Origin of the sequence: Massilia forsythiae (genome assembly GCF_012849555.1) — a bacterium.
GTDB classification, from domain to species: Bacteria; Pseudomonadota; Gammaproteobacteria; order Burkholderiales; family Burkholderiaceae_D; genus Telluria; species Telluria forsythiae.
Genome location: NZ_CP051685.1, coordinates 4,089,718 through 4,107,598, shown reverse-complemented (window position 1 = coordinate 4,107,598; position 17,881 = coordinate 4,089,718). Strand labels below are relative to the sequence as shown.

The window sequence follows — 17,881 nt, the reverse complement described above, 5'->3', positions numbered from 1 at the left end:
GGAAGTGACAGGCGAGGACAGGAATCGAACCTGTCTCGACGGCGTTGCAAGCCGTTGCATAACCTCTTTGCTACCTCGCCAGGACCGATATTACGCTTCGCTGCCGAGGCGCCCTTGGAGCACGTCAAGCGGGCAAATGGAGCGGATCAATACGGCCGCAACGGGTTTACGGCAGCAATTCAAGCCAGGATCTCCGGCCCGATCTCGCACACCGACTTCACCCCGGTCAGCACCATGCTTGTGCGCATGTCCTTCTCGAAGATGGCCAGCAGATTGCGCACGCCGGCCTCTCCCGCCACCGCCAGCGCGTAGATGAAGGCGCGCCCGATCAGCACGCCGTCCGCGCCCAGCGCCAGCAGCCGCACCACGTCCAGTCCGGTGCGCACGCCGGAATCGGCGAAGATGGTCATGTCCCCCTTGACCGCGTCGGCGATGGCGCGCAGCGCACGCGCGCTGGACCGGGCGCCGTCGAGCTGGCGGCCGCCGTGGTTGGAGACCACGATGCCGTCGGCGCCGAAGGCTTTCGCGTCGCGCGCATCGTCGGCGTCGAGAATGCCCTTGATGACCATCGGCCCCTGCCACTCGTCGCGGATCCACTGCAAATCGGCCCAGTCGATGCCCGGATCGAAGTTGGCGGCCAGCCAGCCGATGTAGTCGGCCAGCCCGGTAGGGTTGCCGCGGTAGGCCGAGATGTTGCCCAGGTCGTGCGGCCGGCCCAGCAGGCCAACGTCCAGCGCCCAGCGCGGGTGCAGCATCGCCTGCAGCGCGCGGCGCAGCGGGCCGTGGCGGCCGCTCATGCCGGAATGGGCGTCGCGGTAGCGCGCGCCCGGCACCGGCATGTCGACCGTGAACACCAGCGTCCTGATGCCCAGTGCGCGCGCGCGCTCCAGGTAGTGGCGCATGAAGCCGCGGTCCTTCAATACGTACAGCTGGCACCAGAGCGGCTGCGCCGACTGCTGCGCCACCTCCTCGAGCGGGCACACCGACACGGTCGACTGGATGAACGGGATGTTCTTGTCGGCCGCCACCCGCGCCGCCTGCACCTCGCCGCGGCGCGCGTACATGCCGGCCAGGCCGATCGGCGCCAGTGCCAGCGGCAGGTCGTGCTTGACCCCGAACCACTCGGTCGACAAATCGAGCTTTTCCGATCCCTTCAGCACGCGCTGGCGCAGCGCCACGTCCTGCAGGTCGCCGACGTTGGCGCGCAGCGTGCTTTCGGTGCCGGAACCGCCGTCGAGATAGTGGAACAGGAACGGCGGCAGCTTGCGGCGCGCGGCTTCGCGGTAATCGGTGGCGGAGGAGATGATCATGTTGTCGTCGTGATGGTGGACGGTGCCCCCTGCGATTGTAGAACAAGCCCGGTCCCGCGGCGAGACCCGGCGTCGATTCGCGCACGCCGATGATCGGTCCGGCTACCCTCCCACGACGCTGGCGGCGATATTGATCGACATGCCGATGATGGCCGCATTGAACAGGAACGACAGCGCCGACTGCGCCATGACGATCTTGCGCGCCTGCGTCGACATCACGCTGACGTCCGAAGTCTGCGCCGCCACCGCGATGGTGATGGAAAAATACAGGAAGTCCCAGTAGCCGGGCTTGGGCTGGTCTTCCGGAAAACGCAGCGGCTTGGGACCGTCGCCGCAACGGTAGTACAGGTGCACGTAATGAAAACTGTAGATCAGCGCCACCAGCAGCCACGAACCCAGCACGGTGCCGGCGGTCAGCGCGTAGTGCAGCACGCGCAGGTCGCCGCTGACGTTCTTGGCCGAGGACAGTTCGACGATGATGGCCGCCAGGCTGACCATCGCGCCGAACGACATGATCGCCGTGGCGAAGACGGCGTTGGCATCCTCGTGCTGCGCCAGGCGCCGGATCTGGTGCTCGTCGTCGCGCGCCACCAGCCACCCGCACAGGATCAGGTAGATCCAGACCGCGACGTTCCAGCCGACCAGGCACTTGAGGGTCAGCCCCCAGGTCTGCGGGAAGAAGACACCGGCCACGAAGCCCAGCAGCAGGGAACCCATCAGGCGCGGATGGGAGTGGATCAGGCGGCGGCGGGCGGAGGTGGAGAGCGGGCGCATAGGGTACTCGGCAAGTGATGCGCCATTGTAGCCATGACTCGCCCCCAGGCGCGGCGCGCCGGGCCGCATGCGTCGCGTGCGCTTCCCGAACCGGACCGCTTGCATACTAAATGTCGATCGACATCCCATGCCGCCAACGAAAGGATCGCCCATGCCAGAAGCAAAGACCAGCCGCGCCCACCAGTTGTTCACGCCCGAATTCCGCTTCGGCCTGGGCGGCGTTTCGGTCGGCAACGAATTCGAATTCGTCACCGACGCCGACGCCCACCAGACCCTGGCCGGCTCCTGGGCCGCCGGCGTGCGCTACTACGACGTCTCGCCATGGTACGGCCTGGGCAGCGCCGAGCGCCGCTTCGGCGCCTTCTTGCGCAACCAGCCGCGCGACAGCTACCTGCTGTCGACCAAGGTCGGCAAGCTCTTGAAAGCCTCGCCCGACAACAAGTCGAAGGAACTGTTCCCGTTCGCGAACTCGCCCAACAACGTGGTGTTCGACTATACCGCCGACGGCGTGCGCCGCTCGATCGAGGACAGCCTGCAGCGCATGGGCATCGACCGCATCGACGTCGTGTTCGTGCACGACATCTCGCCCGACAACAAGTACCTGCCGCGCCCGTGGACCGAGGAGTTCGACGTCGCCCTGAAGGGCGCGTTCCCGGCGCTGTCGAAGATGCGCGACGAAGGCATCATCAAGGCCTGGGGCCTGGGTGTCAACACGCCCGAGCCGATCCTGCGCGTGATGCGCGAATCCGATCCGGACGTGTGCCTGCTGGCGTCGCAGTATTCGCTGGTCGACCACGCCAACGCCCTGAACCAGGTGTTCCCGGTGGCGCGCGAGCACGGCGTCGGCTTCGTGGTCGGCTCGGCGCTGAACGCCGGCTTCCTCTCCGGCAGTCCGCGCTACAACTACGGCGAGACGCGCTGGGACATCCCGAAGGAACACATCGCCAAGCGCGACCGCCTGCGCGCGGTGGCGGACCAATTCGGCATCGACCTGCGCACCGCGGCGCTGCAGTTCTCGGCCGCGCCGGACGTGGCCGTGTCTCTGATCGTCGGCGCGCGCAGCGAGGCGCAGGCGCTGGCCAACGCCAGCGCGATGCAGGACACGGTGCCGCCGGCGTTCTGGGACGAACTCAAGCGCCAGGGCCTGATCGAACCGGACGCGCCGGTGCCGCAGGCAAGGACCGGTACCTGAAGCGCACGGGCGCCGCGCACGGCAGGCGGCGCCCCTGTCACCGCCGCGCTAAGCGAAATGCCACACAGACCCGGGCCGTCGTTGCCGCTACCGTGGGTCTGTTCAACATTTACCATGGATAAAACGATGTTTACCATTTTCGCTTCATCTGGAGCCGGCCATGCGTAGCGCCACCTACGCGCCCGGCTTCGCGCCGCGCCTCGGCCTGGCCAGCCAGCCGGTCTACGCCACGCTGGCGCAATTCCCGGCGGTCTGCTTCACCGGCGCCCTGGTCACCGACCTCGCCTACTGGCGCACCACCACCTTCATCTGGGAGACCTTCTCGGTATGGCTGCTGGCGGCCGGCTGCCTGGTCGCCGGGTTCGCCTTCGTGGCCGGCCTGATCACCTGGTTCAGCCACCGCCACGTGCGCACCCTGCCCTACGCCCGCCTGCACGCGGGCACCAGCGCCGCCGCGCTGGCGCTGTCGATCGTCAACGCCTTCATCCACAGCCGCGACGGCTACGTGGCGGTGGTGCCGGGCGGCCTGACGCTGTCGATCGTCGTGGTCGTGCTGATGCTGCTGGCCACCTGGTTCGGCTGGCCGCGCCCGTACGCGGTCGCCGGCGTCACCCATTCAACCGCCGCCGGAGCCCTGTGATGCGCACCTCGTCCAACCAACCGAAGCGGCGCGCCCTGCGCCTGGCGCAAGGCGCCCTGCTGCTGCCGGTAATGCTGCCGGCGGCCGTGCTGCTGAGCGCCTGCGACCACGGCGACCCGGCCACCCAGGCCGCCCAGCACGGCAACGCGCCGACGCTGCCGGCGCCGAAGAACTACCTGCTGCCGCCGATGAAGGTGGCGCCGGCCGGCGCCTGGAAACAGGGAGAGACGCCGACCGTGGCGCCGGCCCTGAAGATCAGCGCGCTGGCCACCGACCTGAAGCACCCGCGCTCGATCTACCCGCTGCCGAACGGCGACATCCTGATCGTCGAATCGAGCGGTCCGGAAGCGCCGGTATTCCGTCCCAAGGACATCATCATGGGCCTGGTGCAGGGCTACGGCGGCGCCGGTGCCAAGGGCGCCAACCGCATCACGCTGGTGCGCCCGGCAAGCCCGGGCGTTGCGGCGCAGCGCACCATTTTCCTCGACAAACTCAGCTCGCCGTTCGGCGTGGCGCTGGTCGGCAACGACCTGTACGTCGCCAACGCCGACGCGCTGGTGCGCTACCCCTACCAGGAGGGCGACACCCGCATCACCGCGGCGCCCGTCAAGGTGGCCGACCTGCCGGGCGGCCCGATCAACCACCACTGGACCAAGAGCCTGCTGGCCAGCGCCGACGGCAGCAAGCTGTACGTGGGCGTCGGCTCCAACAGCAACATCACCGAGAACGGCATGGACGCCGAGCGCGACCGCGCCGCCATCCTCGAGGTGGACCGCGCCAGCGGCGCCGTCCGCACCTTCGCCGGCGGCCTGCGCAACCCGAACTCGATGCAGTGGGAGCCGCGCAGCAAGGCCATGTGGGTGGTGGTCAACGAGCGCGACGAGATCGGCCCGGACCTGGTGCCGGACTACCTGACTTCGGTGCGCGACGGCGGGTTCTACGGCTGGCCGTACAGCTACTACGGCGCCCACGTCGACGAGCGCGTCAAGCCGCAGCGCCCCGACCTGGTGGCCAAGGCCATCGTGCCGGACTATGCGCTCGGCTCGCACGTGGCGCCGCTGGGCCTGGTCTTCAACACGCCGGACAGCCCGATGCCGGCCAACCTGCGCGAAGGCGCCTTCGTCGGCGAGCACGGCAGTTGGGATCGCAGTCCGATGAGCGGCTACAAGGTCGTGTTCGTGCCCTTCCAGTACGGCAAACCGGCCGGCAAGCCGATCGACGTGGTCACCGGTTTCCTGGCAGGCGACAAGGCCAAGGGACGTCCGGTCGGCCTGGCCATGGACCGCAGCGGCGCGCTGCTGGTGGCGGACGACCTCGGCAACACCGTGTGGCGCGTGAGCGCGGCCGGCACACCTTGATCCCTCTTGAAACATGCCGGGCCGCCCGGCATATGGGGTGTGTCCACCAACGAAAGGAATTCGAATGACACAAGAAACCGCAATCCTCGCCGGCGGCTGCTTCTGGGGCATGCAGGACCTGATCCGCAAGATGCCGGGCGTGGTCTCGACCCGCGTCGGCTACTCGGGCGGCGACGTGCCGAACGCCACCTACCGCAACCACGGCACCCATGCCGAGGCGATCGAGATCGTGTTCGATCCGGACCGGATCAGCTACCGCCGCCTGCTGGAATTCTTCTTCCAGATCCACGACCCGAGCACCCCGAACCGCCAGGGCAACGACCGCGGCACCAGCTACCGCTCCGCCATCTACTTCACCAGCGAAGCGCAAAAGGCGACCGCGCTGGACACCATCGCCGACGTCGACGCGTCCGGCCTGTGGCCGGGCAGGGTGGTGACCGAGGTCGAAGCGGCCGGGCCGTTCTGGGAAGCGGAGCCGGAGCACCAGGATTACCTGGAGCGCATTCCGAACGGGTATACCTGCCATTACATCCGCCAGGACTGGCGTTTGCCGCAGCGGGGCGAACGCGCGGCGTGATGCGCGTGCGCGGAGCGTGACCCGGAGGGGCTGGCATCCAGCATGCCGGCCCCTTTTTTCATTTTTTTTGCAGTTTCTTACTGTTGCGGAACTGGCTGCGGCGTCGTACCCGGTGCCGCCGGGGCCGTGGAAGGCGCCGGCTGCACCGATGCGGGTGTCGGTGCAGCCGGCGCAGTCCGGGCCGGTGCCAGTGCCGCTCCCCGGGCCGGCTGCCCCGCCCAGCGCACCCGGTACCAGACGATCCCCAGCCACTCGTACACCGCATACCATGAGCGGCGCATGCCCTCGGCGCTCGGCATCCAGCCGAACATCGAGTGCGGCTGGTGGCTGAAGAACAGCGTCGGCGCGCTGACCACGTCCATGCCGGCGCGCTCGAACGCGGCGCGCGCGCGCGGCATGTGCATGGCGTCGGTCACCAGCAGGATGCGCTTGACGCCGGCCGCGCGCAGAAGCGCCGCGCTGAAGGTGCCGTTTTCCGCGGTATCGCGCGAGCGCGGCTCGATCCACTTGACCGGCACGCCGAAGTCCTGGCGCAGCGCGGTCGCCATCGCGTCGGCCTTGGAATACAGCGGCCCCTTGGCCTTCGGGTCGATGCTGTTGCCGCCGCTGACCAGCACCGGCAGCCCGGTGCGGCGCTGCAGGCGCGCCGCGTAGCGCAGGCGCGCAAGGGCGATATAGTCGGGGATGTCGCGGTTGTCGTACTCGGGCGCGCTCTCCAGCTGGCCGGCGGCCAGCACCACGATCGCCTGCGCGCCGGCGCGCTCGGGCGCGAGCAAGGGTGAAGTCATCGCTTCCAGCGGCGCCACGAACAGGCGCGCGCCGCTGTTGGTGGACAAGAAGGCGAGCGCCGCCAGGCCGGTGCCGGCGACGATGCGCCCGGCGCGCGGCCAGCGCCGCCAGATCAGCAGGCCGATCAGGATCAGCAGGAACAGGTTGGCCGGCGGCAGCATCAGGTCGCGCGGGATGGCGTTCAGCAGGTCGAGGAGGAAGTCGGGGATCATGGTGCGTGTTGCGGGATGCCTGGTGGTGTCGGACGCGCTCGGCGCTGGTTGGTCAACCACGGAGCATACCATGCGTGTTCTTGTCATTATGTATTGCCGTTATAATCACGGCCGTCCGGCGTCACGCCAGCCCACGCTTGCCTCTCTTGAAAACCAGACCGCTTCCACTCCCGTCGCCACCCTGCGCCAGGCGCCGCGCCATGCTGGCCACCGCCGCCGCGCCGCTGCTGTCCTGGCGCGCCGTCCGTGCCGAAGACGATGAAGACGCGCATGCGCACGGCGTCGGTGCGGCGGCCGAGGACGTGCTGACCGTGGTCGGCCCGTGGGAGATGACGGGACTCGACCCCTCGCGCGCCGGCTACATGTTCACGCGCATGGAGGTGGTGGAGACGCTGCTCGACGTCGACGCGCGCGGCCGCCTGCAGCCGCGCCTGGCCACGCGCTGGGAAACGTCCGACGACGGCCTCGCATGGCGCTTCACGCTGCGCGGCAACCGCCGCTACCACGACGGCACGCCGGTCACGCCGGACAGCGTGCTGGCCTGCCTGCGCCGCGCCGCCGGCCGCCCCGGCGTGCTGGGCCTGGCGGGCATCCGCGCCATCGCGCTGGAGCGCGGCGCCATCGTGTTCACGCTGGCGCGCCCGTTCGCGCCGCTGCCCTGGCTGCTGACGCACTACTCGACCCAGATCCTGGCGCCGGCGTCCTTCGACGCCGCGGGCAAGGTGGTGCGCATCGTCGGCAGCGGGCCGTTCCGCATCGCGGCGATCTCGATGCCGCAGCAGTTCGACGTGGCGCGCTTCGACGGCTACGGCGGCCTGGCCCCGCCCGGCCGCGTGCTGAAAGCCCGCTACATCAGCGTGGCGCGCGCCGAGACGCGCACGCTGCTGGTGCAGAGCGGCCAGGCCGACCTGGCGTTCGCGCTCGACCCGCCCAGCATCCGCGCGCTGCAGCACAGCCCGAAGGCGGTCCTCGTCAGCGCCATGCTGCCGCGCACCACCTTCATCAAGCTGAACGCCGGCCATCCGTTCCTGGCCGACGTGCGCGTGCGCCGTGCGATCGCGCTGTGCGTGCAGCGACAAGGCATCGCGCGCGCCCTGCTGCGCGACCCGGACCTGGGCGCCACCCAGCTGTTCCCGCCGTCGCTGGACGGCTGGCACGACGCCGGCCTGGCGCCGCTGCGCACCGACCTGCGCGAAGCGCGCCGCCTGCTCGACGCAGCCGGCTGGCAGCCCGGCGCCGACGGCATCCGCCGGCGCGGCGGCCAACGCCTGGCGCTGACCCTGACCACCTTCGTCGACCGCCCCGAACTGCCGCCCATCGCCGCCGCGCTGCAGGAAGAAATGCGCCAGGTCGGCATCGCCGTGCGCGTGGTGATCGGCAATTCCAGCGATATCCCGGCCGGCCACCGCAGCGGCGCCCTTCAAATGGGCCTGGTGGCGCGCAACTTCGGCAACGTGCCGGATCCGGTCGCCACGCTGCTGCAGGATTTCGGCGCGGAGGGCGGCGACTGGGGCGCCATGGGCTGGCGCAATGCCGAGGTGCCGGCCCTGCTGGCGCGCCTGGCATCCGGTGATTACCCGACGCCGGACGCCATGCACGCCGACCGCGCCAGGGTCGCCGCCGTGCTGCAATCGGAACTGCCGGTGATTCCGGTGGTCTGGTACCGGCAAGTGTGCGCCGCCAGCCGCCGCATCGCCGGCACCGGCATCGACCCGTTCGAGCGCAGCTACGGGATTGCGGGGCTGCGATGGGCATGACGCTGTTCAAGCCCGTGGCGCAGCGCCTGCTGCAGGCCGCCATGGTGGCGCTGCTGGTCGGCACCCTGTGCTTCTTCATGACGCGCCTGCTGCCGGGCGACATGGCCTACCGCATCGCTGCCGGCCGCTACGGCTACGACATGGTGACCAGCGCCGCGGCCGAGGCGGTGCGCCTGGAACTGGGCCTGGACCGGCCGTGGCCGGCGGCGCTGGCCGAGTGGTGGGGCCGCCTGCTGCGCCTGGACCTGGGCGTGTCGCAGGTGACGAGTGAGCCGGTGCTGCGCGAGATCGCGCGCCAGCTGGGGCCGACGCTGCGCCTGTCGCTGCTGGCGACGGCGCTGTCGCTGCTGATCGGCCCGCCGCTGGGCGTGCTGGCCGGATTGCAGCCGGGCGGCCTGCTGGACCGTGCCACGCTGGGCGTCTCGACGGTGCTGCGCGCGCTGCCCTCCTTCCTGCTCGGACTGGTGCTGGTGCTGCTGTTCTCGGTGCGCCTGGGCGCGCTGCCGGCGGCCGGGCACGACGACCATGGCAGCATCGTGCTGCCGGCGCTGACGCTGGCGCTGGGCATGGCCGCCGTCTCCTGCCGCGTGGCGCGCGACGCCATGGTGCGCGTGCGCGGATCGGCCTACTTCGCCTTCGCGCTCACCAAGGGTCTCACGATGCGGCAGGCGCTGCTGCGCCACGGCCTGCGCAACGTCGCGGCGCCGGTGGTGGCCTACCTGGGCGTGCAGCTGGTGGTCTTGGTCGAAGGCGTGGTGCTGGTGGAAACCATCTTCGCCTGGCCCGGCATCGGCCATGCGCTGGTACACGCGATCTTCGGGCGCGACGTGCCGATGATTCAGGGCACGGCGCTGGTGCTGGGCCTGCTGTTCGTGCTGTTCAACGCGCTGGTCGACGCCGCTTGCGCCCTCATCGATCCACGTCGCCGCCCATGACCACGCTACCGCCCGAATATCTGATTACCGCGCCGCGGCGCCGCTTCACGCGCGCGCAGGTAGCCGGCATCGCCCTGCTCGGCCTGATCGCGGCCTTCGCCCTGTTCGGCCCGTGGCTGGTCGGCCTCGATCCGGCCGTCCAGCAGCTCGATCGCTTCCTGGAGGTACCCAGCCTGGCGCATCCGCTCGGCTTCGACCAGCTGGGGCGCAGCATGCTGGCGCGGCTGGCGCACGGCGCGCGCCTGTCGCTGGCGCTGGCCCTGGTCAGCGTGCTGTCGGCGGCGCTTCCCGGCGCCGTGCTCGGCCTTCTGGCGGCGTGGCGCGGCGGCTGGCCGGAGCGCGCATTGTCGGCCCTGGCGGACGCGGTGCTGGCCTTGCCCGGCCTGCTGCTGGTGTTGCTGCTGGTGGCCCTGTCTCCCGGCGGCTTCTGGCCGCTGTACGTCGGCATCTCGCTGGCGCTGTGGGTCGAATACTTCCGCGTGACGCGCGCCGCCGCCCGCATCCTGCTGGCGAGCGGCCATGTGGAAGCGGCGCGCCTGCTCGGCTTCGGCCCGCTCCACATCGTGCGCCGCCACCTGCTGCCGGACCTGCTGCCGCCGCTGTTGACGCTGATGCGCTTCGGCTTCGCCGGCGCGGTGCTGGCGATGGCAGCGCTGGGCTTCGTGGGCGTCGGCCTGCAGCCGCCCACGCCGGAACTGGGCGTCATGATGATCGAACTGCTTCCCTACTACGGCGAAGCGCCCTGGCTGCTGGGCGCGCCGGTGCTGGTGCTGTTCCTCACCCTGCTCGGCCTGTTGCTGCTGTCGCCGGAACGGGAGGCCGCATGAACGGACGCGCCGCCATCGCCGCGCTGGCAGTCGAACGTCTGGCCGTGCTGCACGGCGACCGCACGCTGGTGCGCGAGGTCTCGTTCGCGATTGCACCCGGCGGCGTGCTGACGCTGCTGGGCGAAAGCGGCTCCGGCAAGTCGCTGCTGGCGCAGGCCATCATGGGCAACCTGCCTGCGCTGCTCCGCTGCACGGGCGGCGTAGCGATCGGCGGCGAACGCAGCGACGCCGCCGACGGACGCAGCCGCCACGCGGCCTGGGGCCGCCGCCTGGCGCTGCTGCCGCAGGAGCCGTGGCAGGCGCTCGACCCCACCATGCGCGTGCGCGCGCAGGTGGCGGAAACCTATGCGCTGGCCGGCGACCGATCGGCCGGCCGTGCCGGCGCGCGCACGCTGGCCGAGCGCGCGCTGGGCGGCCTGGGCCTGGCCGATGCGGCCGACAAGTATCCGTTCATGCTGTCCGGCGGCATGGCGCAGCGCGTGGCCTTTCTGGCCACCCACGCCGCCGGCGCGCCGCTGATGATCGTCGACGAACCGACCAAGGGCCTGGACGCCGACCGCCGCGGCGAGGTGCTGGCCCTGCTGCAGACGGCGCAGGCGCAGGGCATGAGCCTGCTGTGCATCACCCACGACATCTGGCTGGCGCGCGCGCTGGGCGGGCAACTGGCGGTAATGCTGGACGGTACGCTCATCGAGCAAGGCAAGGCCGCGCAGGTGCTGGCCGCGCCGCATCACGATTACACGCGGCGCCTGCTGGCGGCCGACCCGGCGGCCTGGCCCACGCGTGCGGACGCTGGCGCCGCCCCTGCGGCCAGCGCATCCGCCGGGGTTCCCGCCGCTGGTGCCAACGCGCGCCGCGCCGTCGTGACGATCGACGGCGTCGCCAAGTCGTTCGGGCGTCAGGCGCTGTTCGCCGATGTCGACGCCCATATCGGCGCCGGCGAGATCGTCGCCGTCAGCGGCCCGAGCGGCTCGGGCAAGACCAGCTTCGGCAACATCGTGCTCGGCCTGCTGCGGCCGGACCGCGGCCGCGTGACGCGCGCCGCCGGCCTGGCGCCGACCGCGTTCCAGAAGATCCAGCAAGACCCGGGCGCCGCCTTCGCCCCGCGCGTCAGCCTGCGCCAGTCGCTGCGCGACCTGGTCGACCTGCACCGCCTCGACTGGGGCCAGCTTGAAGCCATGCTGGCGCGCATGCGCCTGGCCCCGAGCCTGCTGGAACGCCTGCCGCACCAGGTCTCGGGCGGCGAGCTGCAGCGCATCGCGCTGGCGCGCGTCCTCTTGATGCGCCCGGCGCTGATCTTCGCCGACGAACCGACCTCGCGCCTGGACCCGGTGACGCAGCAGGACGTGCTGGCCATGCTGCTTGAACACGTGCGCGACAGCGGCTGCGCGCTGCTGCTGGTGACGCACGACGGCGACATCGTGCGCAGCATGGCGCACCGTGAAATCCTGCTGCACGGTCGCTGAAACGATGGATATCTTCGGCATCGACTTCACCAGCCGCCCGTCCAGGCGCAAGCCGCTGACGCTGGCGCGCTGCGTCCTGGACGGCGAACGCCTCGACTTCGTGGCGATGGACGCCCTGCCCACCTTCGCCGAATTCGAGCGCCTGCTGCGCGTGCCCGGCCCCTGGATCGCCGCGCTGGACTTCCCGTTCGGGCATGCGCGCCGCTTCGTCGAAGGCATCGGCTGGCCGCTGGATTGGGCCGGCTACGTCGCCACCGCGCATCGGCTCGGCCGGGACGGCTACCGCCAGGCCCTGGAAACGTACAAGGCGGACCGCCCCGTCGGCGACAAGGAGCACCGGCGCGCGGCCGACAGGCTGGCGGCGTCGATCAGCCCGCAAAAGCTGTACGGCGTGCCGGTCGCGCTGATGTTCTTCGAAGGCGCGCCCAGGCTGGTGGCCTCCGGCGTGACGGTTCCGGGATTGCAGACGGGCGACCCGCAGCGCATCGTCGTCGAGGGGTATCCCGGCATCGTGGCGCGGCAGTTGATCGGGCGGCGCAGCTACAAGAACGACGACCGCGCCAGGCAGACGCCGGCGCTGCTGGAGAGCCGCCATGCGCTGCTGGCCGCGCTGCGCGCGCAATCGGTGGCACGCTACGGTATCGTCGTCGAGGCGCCGGATGCGATTGCCGACGATCCCAGTGGGGACCAGCTGGATGCGTTCATCTGCGCGGTGCAGGCGGCCTGGGCGTGGCGCCGGCGGGAACAGGGGTTCGGCATGCCGGCCGATATCGATCCGGTGGAGGGCTGGATCACGGATCCGCACGTGACTGGGGAAACGTCGAGGTAAGCAGTGGCGGCATACCTGCTGGCCAGCGCGACGATCGTTGGTCGCCGGCGATGTTAAGAACCTATCTCAGTAGTCAGGAGTCGCTACTGGCGCGCCTGCCAAACAGGTGCTGCGTTGCTCGTCCTTGCATGGCTCGCCATGCGGCGTCCTCACGCCTTGCCCCTGCTTGCCATGCATCGCCATTAGCTACCCCCTGCCTACTGAGATAGGTTCTAAGTACTCGCCCAAAAATAAATCTGTTCTTGGCTGCCGGAACCAGCGCATTGCTGCCTCGGCTCGCGCTAGCGGTGTTCACGCTGCGTCACACTCACAGCCTCGTACCGCATCCGGTTCCGGTTCCGGTTCCGGTTCCCAAAAATCACATTTATTTCTGGTCAAGTACTCATTCATTGCGATCAAAACAGTATGAGTAGCAACGGAATTGGATTCAGCTATTCACTATATGCTTAAACTGTATCAAAATATCGGTCAACGGTTATTGAGATAGTCTCATTTGCCCAATAAGAAATAATGTAACAGCACATGCGCAGCTGCCGCTCCACCGCCAAGTAATACAAGCTGGACTGACCTATATACTGGGTGTGAGAAAGAAGGTCGTAAGGACGTTGCCGGCGTGTCCACTCGACCACGACAAGTGTTATAAAAATCCTTGGCAACGTGCCGAGCGAGCCGGCGACTGCCCGTACTTGAGCAATCAATCGTCAATGACCCGGAAGAGGAGTCGTCGTGAGCAATCGAATCATTCAGTGTAACTTTCAAGCAGGTTTGATCAGGACTGCAGTCCGGCGCACCGCGAGCGGTACGACGGCGATGGCGCCGCACAGCATGGTTGCCGCGGGGCTAGGTACAGGGCAGCTTATGCCTGAATTTATCCAAAAGAAAATGGAAACGGTTTTCCAGACCGATTTTTCCGACGTGCGCGTTCACCAAGGGCCGGAAGCAGGCGCCATCGGCGCGCTGGCCTTCACTTTGGGTTCCCATGTCTATTTCGCGCCTGGACAATATGATCCGCACTCGCCGCAGGGCCAGGCATTATTGGGCCATGAATTGGCGCACGTGGTCCAGCAGCGCGCCGGCCGCGTACAGAATCCGTATGGCGGCGGGCTCGCGGTCGTCGAAGATTACGCTTTGGAGGCCGAGGCCGACCGCATGGGCAAGCTGGCTGTGACCGGATTGCCGGCAGCGCTACCGGCCTCCGCGCCGTCCAGACCGAGCAAGGGCATCGTCCAGTTGAAAGGGGGCTTGCGCTGGTCGGCCGCGAAAAAGGCGGATCGCCTGCGCGATATGATGGCCGAACATGAGCTGTTGCAGCGGCAAAGGGCTGACCTGGGTGAGGTTCACGAATCCGATGAAATCTACTTCCAGGAATATCTTGCCAAGCCCAAGACCCCGATCAGGGTCTATCGCGGCACGGGCATCAACGTAAAGGCCGATTCATTACAAAGGTTCGTACGCCAGGACGTGCCGCCCAAGCCGGGCGATCCAGACGTTTCGTTTTACGGCGTGTTAGCACACACGCACAGTAATTCTTCGCCCGGAGGAATGGTTTCGACCACGTCTCACAAGGGTGGCGCGATCGAGTGGGCCACCGATGATCACAATTTTGGCTTGGTATTCGAATTTCTGATTGCGGAATATATCGACGTGAATAAGCTGTTAGCAACGCGCAACTTCCGCAACCGCTACCAGGGCCAGTACGAGTTTCTGATCCCGCGTGGATTGAAGGTCTCGGAGATGAAATCGGTGACCTTGTACGCCAAGGACAAGACAGGCAAGGTGGCCGAGCAAGGCTGGCTCAGATGGCCGTGATGCCACGCGCGGTATGAGACCCGCTCGTGTCTGCGGGAGCTGAAGGCCGAGCGCAACCCGGTTGTTTGTCAATCTCATTGTGAGCGCCTCGTTCGGGAAAAGCGAATGCGGAACTTCATTATCGTCGCAATGGCATCTGCCTTTATCCTTGCTGCCGGCTCCCCACAGGCCCAGGCCGCCGACCTCATCGTCTAAAGCACCGTCGCCGCCAAAGCCGCCCTGGCCCGGATCGTTCCCGCCTACGAGCAATCCAGCGGCAACAAGGTCACCCTAGGCATGGGCACGACGGGCGAACTACAGGCGTCGATCGCCGGCGGCGCCCCGGTCGACGTGGCCATCCTCACCAGGCAAGCGCTCGACGACCTGGCCAGCAAGGGCATGGCGCCGGAAGCGGTCGTTCGCGGCGAGGCGGAACTGGCGCTCATGCAGATCCGCGAAATCCTGATGGAACCGGCCGCCCAGCTGGTCGGACCGGTGCCCGAAGGCATGCAGGTTCCGATCGTGTTCGCGGCCGGCGTCGCCAGCCACGGTAAGGCGCACGATGCGACGCGCGCGTTCGTGGAAGCGCTGACGTCGCCCTCGGCCAAGGCGATCCTCAAGTCCGCCGGCCTGGAGCCGGAATGATGTAGAAAGCCGCCCGCCTGCCGATTCCTGTCACCAGGATTACCGCGGCCTATCCGCCGCCGGCGCCACCACGCTGGCCGATGCGCTCGATCTGGCCAGCGGCGTCTCACGCCAGAGCGACTTGGGCCGCCTGTGGGACAGCTATGCGCTGCGCGGCTTCACCGGCGACGCCAACTTCGGCTCCGACTACCTGGTCAACGGCTTCAATTCCAGCCGCGGCTACAACGGCCTGCGCGACGGCGCCAACACGGAAAGCATCGAGATCCTGAAGGGCCCGGCGTCGGCGCTGTACGGACGCGGCGAACCGGGCGGCACCGTCAACATCGTCACCAGGAAGCCGGCTTTTCCGCCATCGTATGTGGTGGACGCCGACGATCCGAATTTCCCGGACTTATTCCAGCACGCAATCAACGATGCAGATTCTCAAGCTCCATCCATGACATCAACGACGTAAAATATAAAGAAAGCGAGCGGTATCAAGGCCACGCAACGCGCTTTGAGCGAAAGCGGCTTGTCGCCGCGCTAACTCAGCGGAAAACGCCTTACAGAGCATATAAAACTAGGAAGAGTGTGATGAAACTAAGTCAGGAAATTTTGGAGGAAATTTTTGAGGTTACTCGACAGGTGGATCGTGGGGATATTACCTTGACAAAGGGTAGGGATGACCTAGTGCGTGCTTACGGACTCAATTCTAACTCGGCAAACATGACTATTCGTTCCCTGCGCCACATGCTCAATGGCGAACGCTACCGTCGAGCGTTGACGCTTGACGCGACAGATTACTTCCTTGATCGGATACGGGAAGAGTATGGCAGCAACGGGCTGCAAAAAGCGCTGGCTGGGTTATCTGCTCATATCTTTTACCGTCACTCAACAGGTGTAGCGGTGCCAGGCCTACAAACGATCCTAGCAAAGCACAGCAAGTAGAATCGGAAAAGCGTGACATGCAGCCGAAACACCTGCCTGCCCCCCTACGCTCACATACCCAGCCATCTGATCATGGCAAAAGTCGCAAACCCCAGCCCCACCAGCAACACCACGAACACCACGGCCACCTGCACCCCCGACCGCAGCACCGCGCGCCGTTCCTTCTCCCTGCCCTTCTTCCCCTGGTCGTAATGCCACTTGATGGCGAAAAACATACCCGTGACCAGCACGAGCGCCTTGAACGTCACGAAGACGATGGGAATCCAATCCATTTTTTTACGTATTTCCAGGCTATTACTTGACACTTTCGATCGTGAGGCGCACTGCCCCGACACGCTGCTCCAACCGCTACATTGAGGCATACTACTTGAAAGCAATTTCCATACATCGGGACAAAGTGTCCTAGTTGAAGACCAACCAAGAGGAACATATGCCGACCTGGTTGCCGCGCCTGGCCGTGCACGGCGGACCGCGTTTCCTGCAGATCGCCGATGCCCTGCAGGCGGCGGTGGCGGACGGGTCGTTGTCGCCGGGCGACCGCCTGCCGCCGCAGCGCCGGCTGGCGGCGCAACTGGACGTCGACCTGACCACGATCACGCGCGCCTACGACGAAGCCCGGCGCCGCAACCTGCTGGAGGGCCGCGGCGCGCGCGGCACGTACGTCGCGGCGCCGAAAGCCGAATTGAGCTCGGTGCTCGACCTGAGCATGAACACCCCGCCGCCGCCGCATGGCGTGGACTTCGACGACCTGCTGAAGCAGGGGTTGGCGCAAGTGCTGATGCGGGCAGACGGTGCGTTGCTGATGACGTACCACGCGGGCGGGGGCAGCGATGCCGACCGCCAGGCCGGCGCCAGATGGCTCGAACCGGTGTTCGGACCGCTGGATGCTCGGCAGCTCGTGGTCTGCCCGGGTGCGCAGGCGGCCATCGCCGCATCGATCCTTGCGCTGACGGCGCCCGGCGCCGTCATCCTGGCGGAGCCGGTGAGTTATCCCGGCTTGTGCGCCGCGGCGACCCAGTTCGGCCGGCACGTCGTCGCGGTGCAGGCGGACGAACACGGGATGGTGCCCGCGATGCTCGAGCGAGCGTGCCGCCGGCACCGGCCCGGGCTGGTCTACCTCAATCCGACCCTGCAGAATCCGACAACCGTCACCATGCCGGCACACCGGCGCCAGGAACTCGCCGCCATCGCTAGGCGCTACGACGTACGCATCGTCGAGGACGATCCCTACTGGCTGCTGGCCGACGCCGCACCGCCGCCGATCGCCACGTTCGCCCCGGAGCGGGTGGTCTACATCTCGACCCTGTCGAAATGCCTGACGCCCGGCTTGCGGGTCGCTTTCGTGCTGATACGCGATGCGCACGAACGCGAGCGTTTCCTGGACGCGCTGCGATCCTTCGCGCTGATGGCCGCGCCGTTGACGGCGCTGCTGGCCACGCAATGGATCCTCGACGGTTCCGCCGGCAGCTTGATGGCAGGCGTACGCAGCGAGGCGCGCCTGCGCCAGCGCATGGCGCGCGATATCCTGGCGGGATACTACGGCGGCACCGGCGATGGGCTGCATGTGTGGCTGGCGCTGCCGGCGCATTGGAACGCTGAGCAGCTGGCGCATGCCGCCGACAGCGAGGGCATCGCGGTCACGCCGGCGCAGGCCTTCGCCACCGGCAGCGAAGTCGTCAACGCGATCCGGATCTCGCTGGGCAGCATCCAGGACCGTGTGCGCTTGCAGGCGGGTCTTCGACGCCTGTCCGATCTGCTTGCGCGGCGGCCCGCATCATCCAGCGCCGCGGTGGTTTGACTGTCCGGGATACCCGGTGTGCGTCGTCACGATCGATACCTTATTTTGGAGAAGCGA

Annotated in this window: 17 protein-coding genes, 1 tRNA gene and 1 pseudogene; 14 read left to right on the top strand and 5 right to left on the bottom strand. The window is 67.8% G+C overall.

Annotated elements, in window-relative coordinates:
* Nucleotides 1–9 precede the first annotated feature (9 nt).
* The 3 genes from HH212_RS17490 to HH212_RS17480 all read right to left on the bottom strand — a co-directional run bounded on the left by HH212_RS17490 (nt 10) and on the right by HH212_RS17480 (nt 2,084).
* Nucleotides 10–80, bottom strand: a tRNA-Cys gene (locus HH212_RS17490).
* Nucleotides 81–179: 99 nt separating this feature from the next.
* Nucleotides 180–1,310 carry an FMN-dependent L-lactate dehydrogenase LldD gene (lldD, locus tag HH212_RS17485; protein WP_170203638.1) on the bottom strand — a complete coding sequence of 377 codons (1,131 nt, stop codon included), beginning with the start codon at nt 1,308–1,310 and terminating at the stop codon, nt 180–182.
* A gap of 102 nt (nt 1,311–1,412) precedes the next feature.
* Nucleotides 1,413–2,084, bottom strand: coding sequence for a DUF1345 domain-containing protein (locus tag HH212_RS17480; protein WP_170203637.1), 672 nt, complete (start codon nt 2,082–2,084; stop codon nt 1,413–1,415).
* Between the two features lie 151 nt (nt 2,085–2,235).
* Here HH212_RS17480 and HH212_RS17475 point away from each other — a divergent pair, with 151 nt between their 5' ends.
* From HH212_RS17475 to msrA, 4 genes are all read left to right on the top strand, one after another.
* Nucleotides 2,236–3,276, top strand: a complete 1,041-nt coding sequence (locus tag HH212_RS17475) for an aldo/keto reductase (RefSeq protein ID WP_211172357.1) — start codon at nt 2,236–2,238, stop codon at nt 3,274–3,276.
* Between the two features lie 160 nt (nt 3,277–3,436).
* On the top strand, nt 3,437–3,916 hold the full coding sequence (locus HH212_RS17470; protein WP_170203636.1) for a DUF2231 domain-containing protein: 480 nt from the start codon (nt 3,437–3,439) through the stop codon (nt 3,914–3,916).
* 71 nt (nt 3,917–3,987) lie between these two features.
* On the top strand, nt 3,988–5,274 hold the full coding sequence (locus tag HH212_RS17465) for a PQQ-dependent sugar dehydrogenase (RefSeq protein WP_170205503.1): 1,287 nt from the start codon (nt 3,988–3,990) through the stop codon (nt 5,272–5,274).
* Nucleotides 5,275–5,338: 64 nt separating this feature from the next.
* Entirely contained in the window at nt 5,339–5,851 is a 513-nt protein-coding gene (gene msrA, locus HH212_RS17460; protein WP_170203635.1) for a peptide-methionine (S)-S-oxide reductase MsrA, read from the top strand.
* Between the two features lie 77 nt (nt 5,852–5,928).
* Here msrA and HH212_RS17455 read toward each other — a convergent pair whose 3' ends face one another.
* On the bottom strand, nt 5,929–6,912 hold the full coding sequence (locus tag HH212_RS17455; protein ID WP_229217325.1) for a YdcF family protein: 984 nt from the start codon (nt 6,910–6,912) through the stop codon (nt 5,929–5,931).
* A 140-nt stretch (nt 6,913–7,052) separates the two neighbouring features.
* Here HH212_RS17455 and HH212_RS17450 point away from each other — a divergent pair, with 140 nt between their 5' ends.
* The 9 genes and pseudogenes from HH212_RS17450 (at nt 7,053) to HH212_RS17410 (ending at nt 16,026) form a co-directional block, all read left to right on the top strand.
* Nucleotides 7,053–8,609, top strand: a complete 1,557-nt coding sequence (locus HH212_RS17450) for an ABC transporter substrate-binding protein (protein WP_170203634.1) — start codon at nt 7,053–7,055, stop codon at nt 8,607–8,609.
* Complete coding sequence (locus HH212_RS17445) at nt 8,606–9,544, top strand: ABC transporter permease (RefSeq protein WP_229217324.1); 939 nt, start codon at nt 8,606–8,608, stop codon at nt 9,542–9,544. Before HH212_RS17450 ends, HH212_RS17445 begins: the two co-directional genes overlap by 4 nt.
* Nucleotides 9,541–10,371, top strand: a complete 831-nt coding sequence (locus HH212_RS17440) for an ABC transporter permease (RefSeq protein ID WP_170203632.1) — start codon at nt 9,541–9,543, stop codon at nt 10,369–10,371. The genes HH212_RS17445 and HH212_RS17440 overlap by 4 nt, the downstream gene beginning before the upstream one ends.
* Nucleotides 10,368–11,837: an ABC transporter ATP-binding protein gene (locus HH212_RS17435; RefSeq protein WP_170203631.1), complete on the top strand. Its 1,470-nt coding sequence runs from the start codon at nt 10,368–10,370 to the stop codon at nt 11,835–11,837. The genes HH212_RS17440 and HH212_RS17435 overlap by 4 nt, the downstream gene beginning before the upstream one ends.
* Before the next feature lie 4 nt (nt 11,838–11,841).
* The gene (locus HH212_RS17430; protein WP_170203630.1) at nt 11,842–12,666 is read left to right on the top strand and encodes a DUF429 domain-containing protein; all 825 of its coding nucleotides are present in this window, start codon (nt 11,842–11,844) and stop codon (nt 12,664–12,666) included.
* Between the two features lie 726 nt (nt 12,667–13,392).
* Nucleotides 13,393–14,475 carry an eCIS core domain-containing protein gene (locus tag HH212_RS17425; protein WP_170203629.1) on the top strand — a complete coding sequence of 361 codons (1,083 nt, stop codon included), beginning with the start codon at nt 13,393–13,395 and terminating at the stop codon, nt 14,473–14,475.
* Between the two features lie 219 nt (nt 14,476–14,694).
* A complete protein-coding gene (locus HH212_RS17420) occupies nt 14,695–15,099 on the top strand; it encodes a substrate-binding domain-containing protein (RefSeq protein WP_255487019.1) in 405 nt (134 codons plus the stop codon).
* Nucleotides 15,100–15,163: 64 nt separating this feature from the next.
* A pseudogene (locus HH212_RS17415) lies at nt 15,164–15,553 on the top strand (TonB-dependent receptor plug domain-containing protein); the annotation flags it as partial.
* Nucleotides 15,554–15,672: 119 nt separating this feature from the next.
* On the top strand, nt 15,673–16,026 hold the full coding sequence (locus HH212_RS17410; RefSeq protein WP_170203627.1) for a hypothetical protein: 354 nt from the start codon (nt 15,673–15,675) through the stop codon (nt 16,024–16,026).
* A 50-nt stretch (nt 16,027–16,076) separates the two neighbouring features.
* On the opposite strand, the gene HH212_RS17405 is transcribed toward HH212_RS17410, so the two are convergent.
* The gene (locus HH212_RS17405) at nt 16,077–16,298 is read right to left on the bottom strand and encodes a hypothetical protein (protein WP_170203626.1); all 222 of its coding nucleotides are present in this window, start codon (nt 16,296–16,298) and stop codon (nt 16,077–16,079) included.
* A 158-nt stretch (nt 16,299–16,456) separates the two neighbouring features.
* Here HH212_RS17405 and HH212_RS17400 point away from each other — a divergent pair, with 158 nt between their 5' ends.
* Nucleotides 16,457–17,824 carry an aminotransferase-like domain-containing protein gene (locus tag HH212_RS17400; RefSeq protein WP_170203625.1) on the top strand — a complete coding sequence of 456 codons (1,368 nt, stop codon included), beginning with the start codon at nt 16,457–16,459 and terminating at the stop codon, nt 17,822–17,824.
* Nucleotides 17,825–17,881 lie beyond the last annotated feature (57 nt).

What these genes read in the sequence shown, in the direction of transcription:
- lldD (WP_170203638.1), bottom strand. Translation starts at nt 1,310, where the DNA reads ATGATCATCTCCTCCGCCACCGATTACCGCGAAGCCGCGCGCCGCAAG.
- HH212_RS17480 (WP_170203637.1), bottom strand. Translation starts at nt 2,084, where the DNA reads ATGCGCCCGCTCTCCACCTCCGCCCGCCGCCGCCTGATCCACTCCCAT.
- HH212_RS17475 (WP_211172357.1), top strand. Translation starts at nt 2,236, where the DNA reads ATGCCAGAAGCAAAGACCAGCCGCGCCCACCAGTTGTTCACGCCCGAA.
- HH212_RS17470 (WP_170203636.1), top strand. Translation starts at nt 3,437, where the DNA reads ATGCGTAGCGCCACCTACGCGCCCGGCTTCGCGCCGCGCCTCGGCCTG.
- HH212_RS17465 (WP_170205503.1), top strand. Translation starts at nt 3,988, where the DNA reads ATGCTGCCGGCGGCCGTGCTGCTGAGCGCCTGCGACCACGGCGACCCG.
- msrA (WP_170203635.1), top strand. Translation starts at nt 5,339, where the DNA reads ATGACACAAGAAACCGCAATCCTCGCCGGCGGCTGCTTCTGGGGCATG.
- HH212_RS17450 (WP_170203634.1), top strand. Translation starts at nt 7,053, where the DNA reads ATGCTGGCCACCGCCGCCGCGCCGCTGCTGTCCTGGCGCGCCGTCCGT.
- HH212_RS17445 (WP_229217324.1), top strand. Translation starts at nt 8,606, where the DNA reads ATGACGCTGTTCAAGCCCGTGGCGCAGCGCCTGCTGCAGGCCGCCATG.
- HH212_RS17440 (WP_170203632.1), top strand. Translation starts at nt 9,541, where the DNA reads ATGACCACGCTACCGCCCGAATATCTGATTACCGCGCCGCGGCGCCGC.
- HH212_RS17435 (WP_170203631.1), top strand. Translation starts at nt 10,368, where the DNA reads ATGAACGGACGCGCCGCCATCGCCGCGCTGGCAGTCGAACGTCTGGCC.
- HH212_RS17430 (WP_170203630.1), top strand. Translation starts at nt 11,842, where the DNA reads ATGGATATCTTCGGCATCGACTTCACCAGCCGCCCGTCCAGGCGCAAG.
- HH212_RS17410 (WP_170203627.1), top strand. Translation starts at nt 15,673, where the DNA reads ATGAAACTAAGTCAGGAAATTTTGGAGGAAATTTTTGAGGTTACTCGA.
- HH212_RS17405 (WP_170203626.1), bottom strand. Translation starts at nt 16,298, where the DNA reads ATGGATTGGATTCCCATCGTCTTCGTGACGTTCAAGGCGCTCGTGCTG.
- HH212_RS17400 (WP_170203625.1), top strand. Translation starts at nt 16,457, where the DNA reads ATGCCGACCTGGTTGCCGCGCCTGGCCGTGCACGGCGGACCGCGTTTC.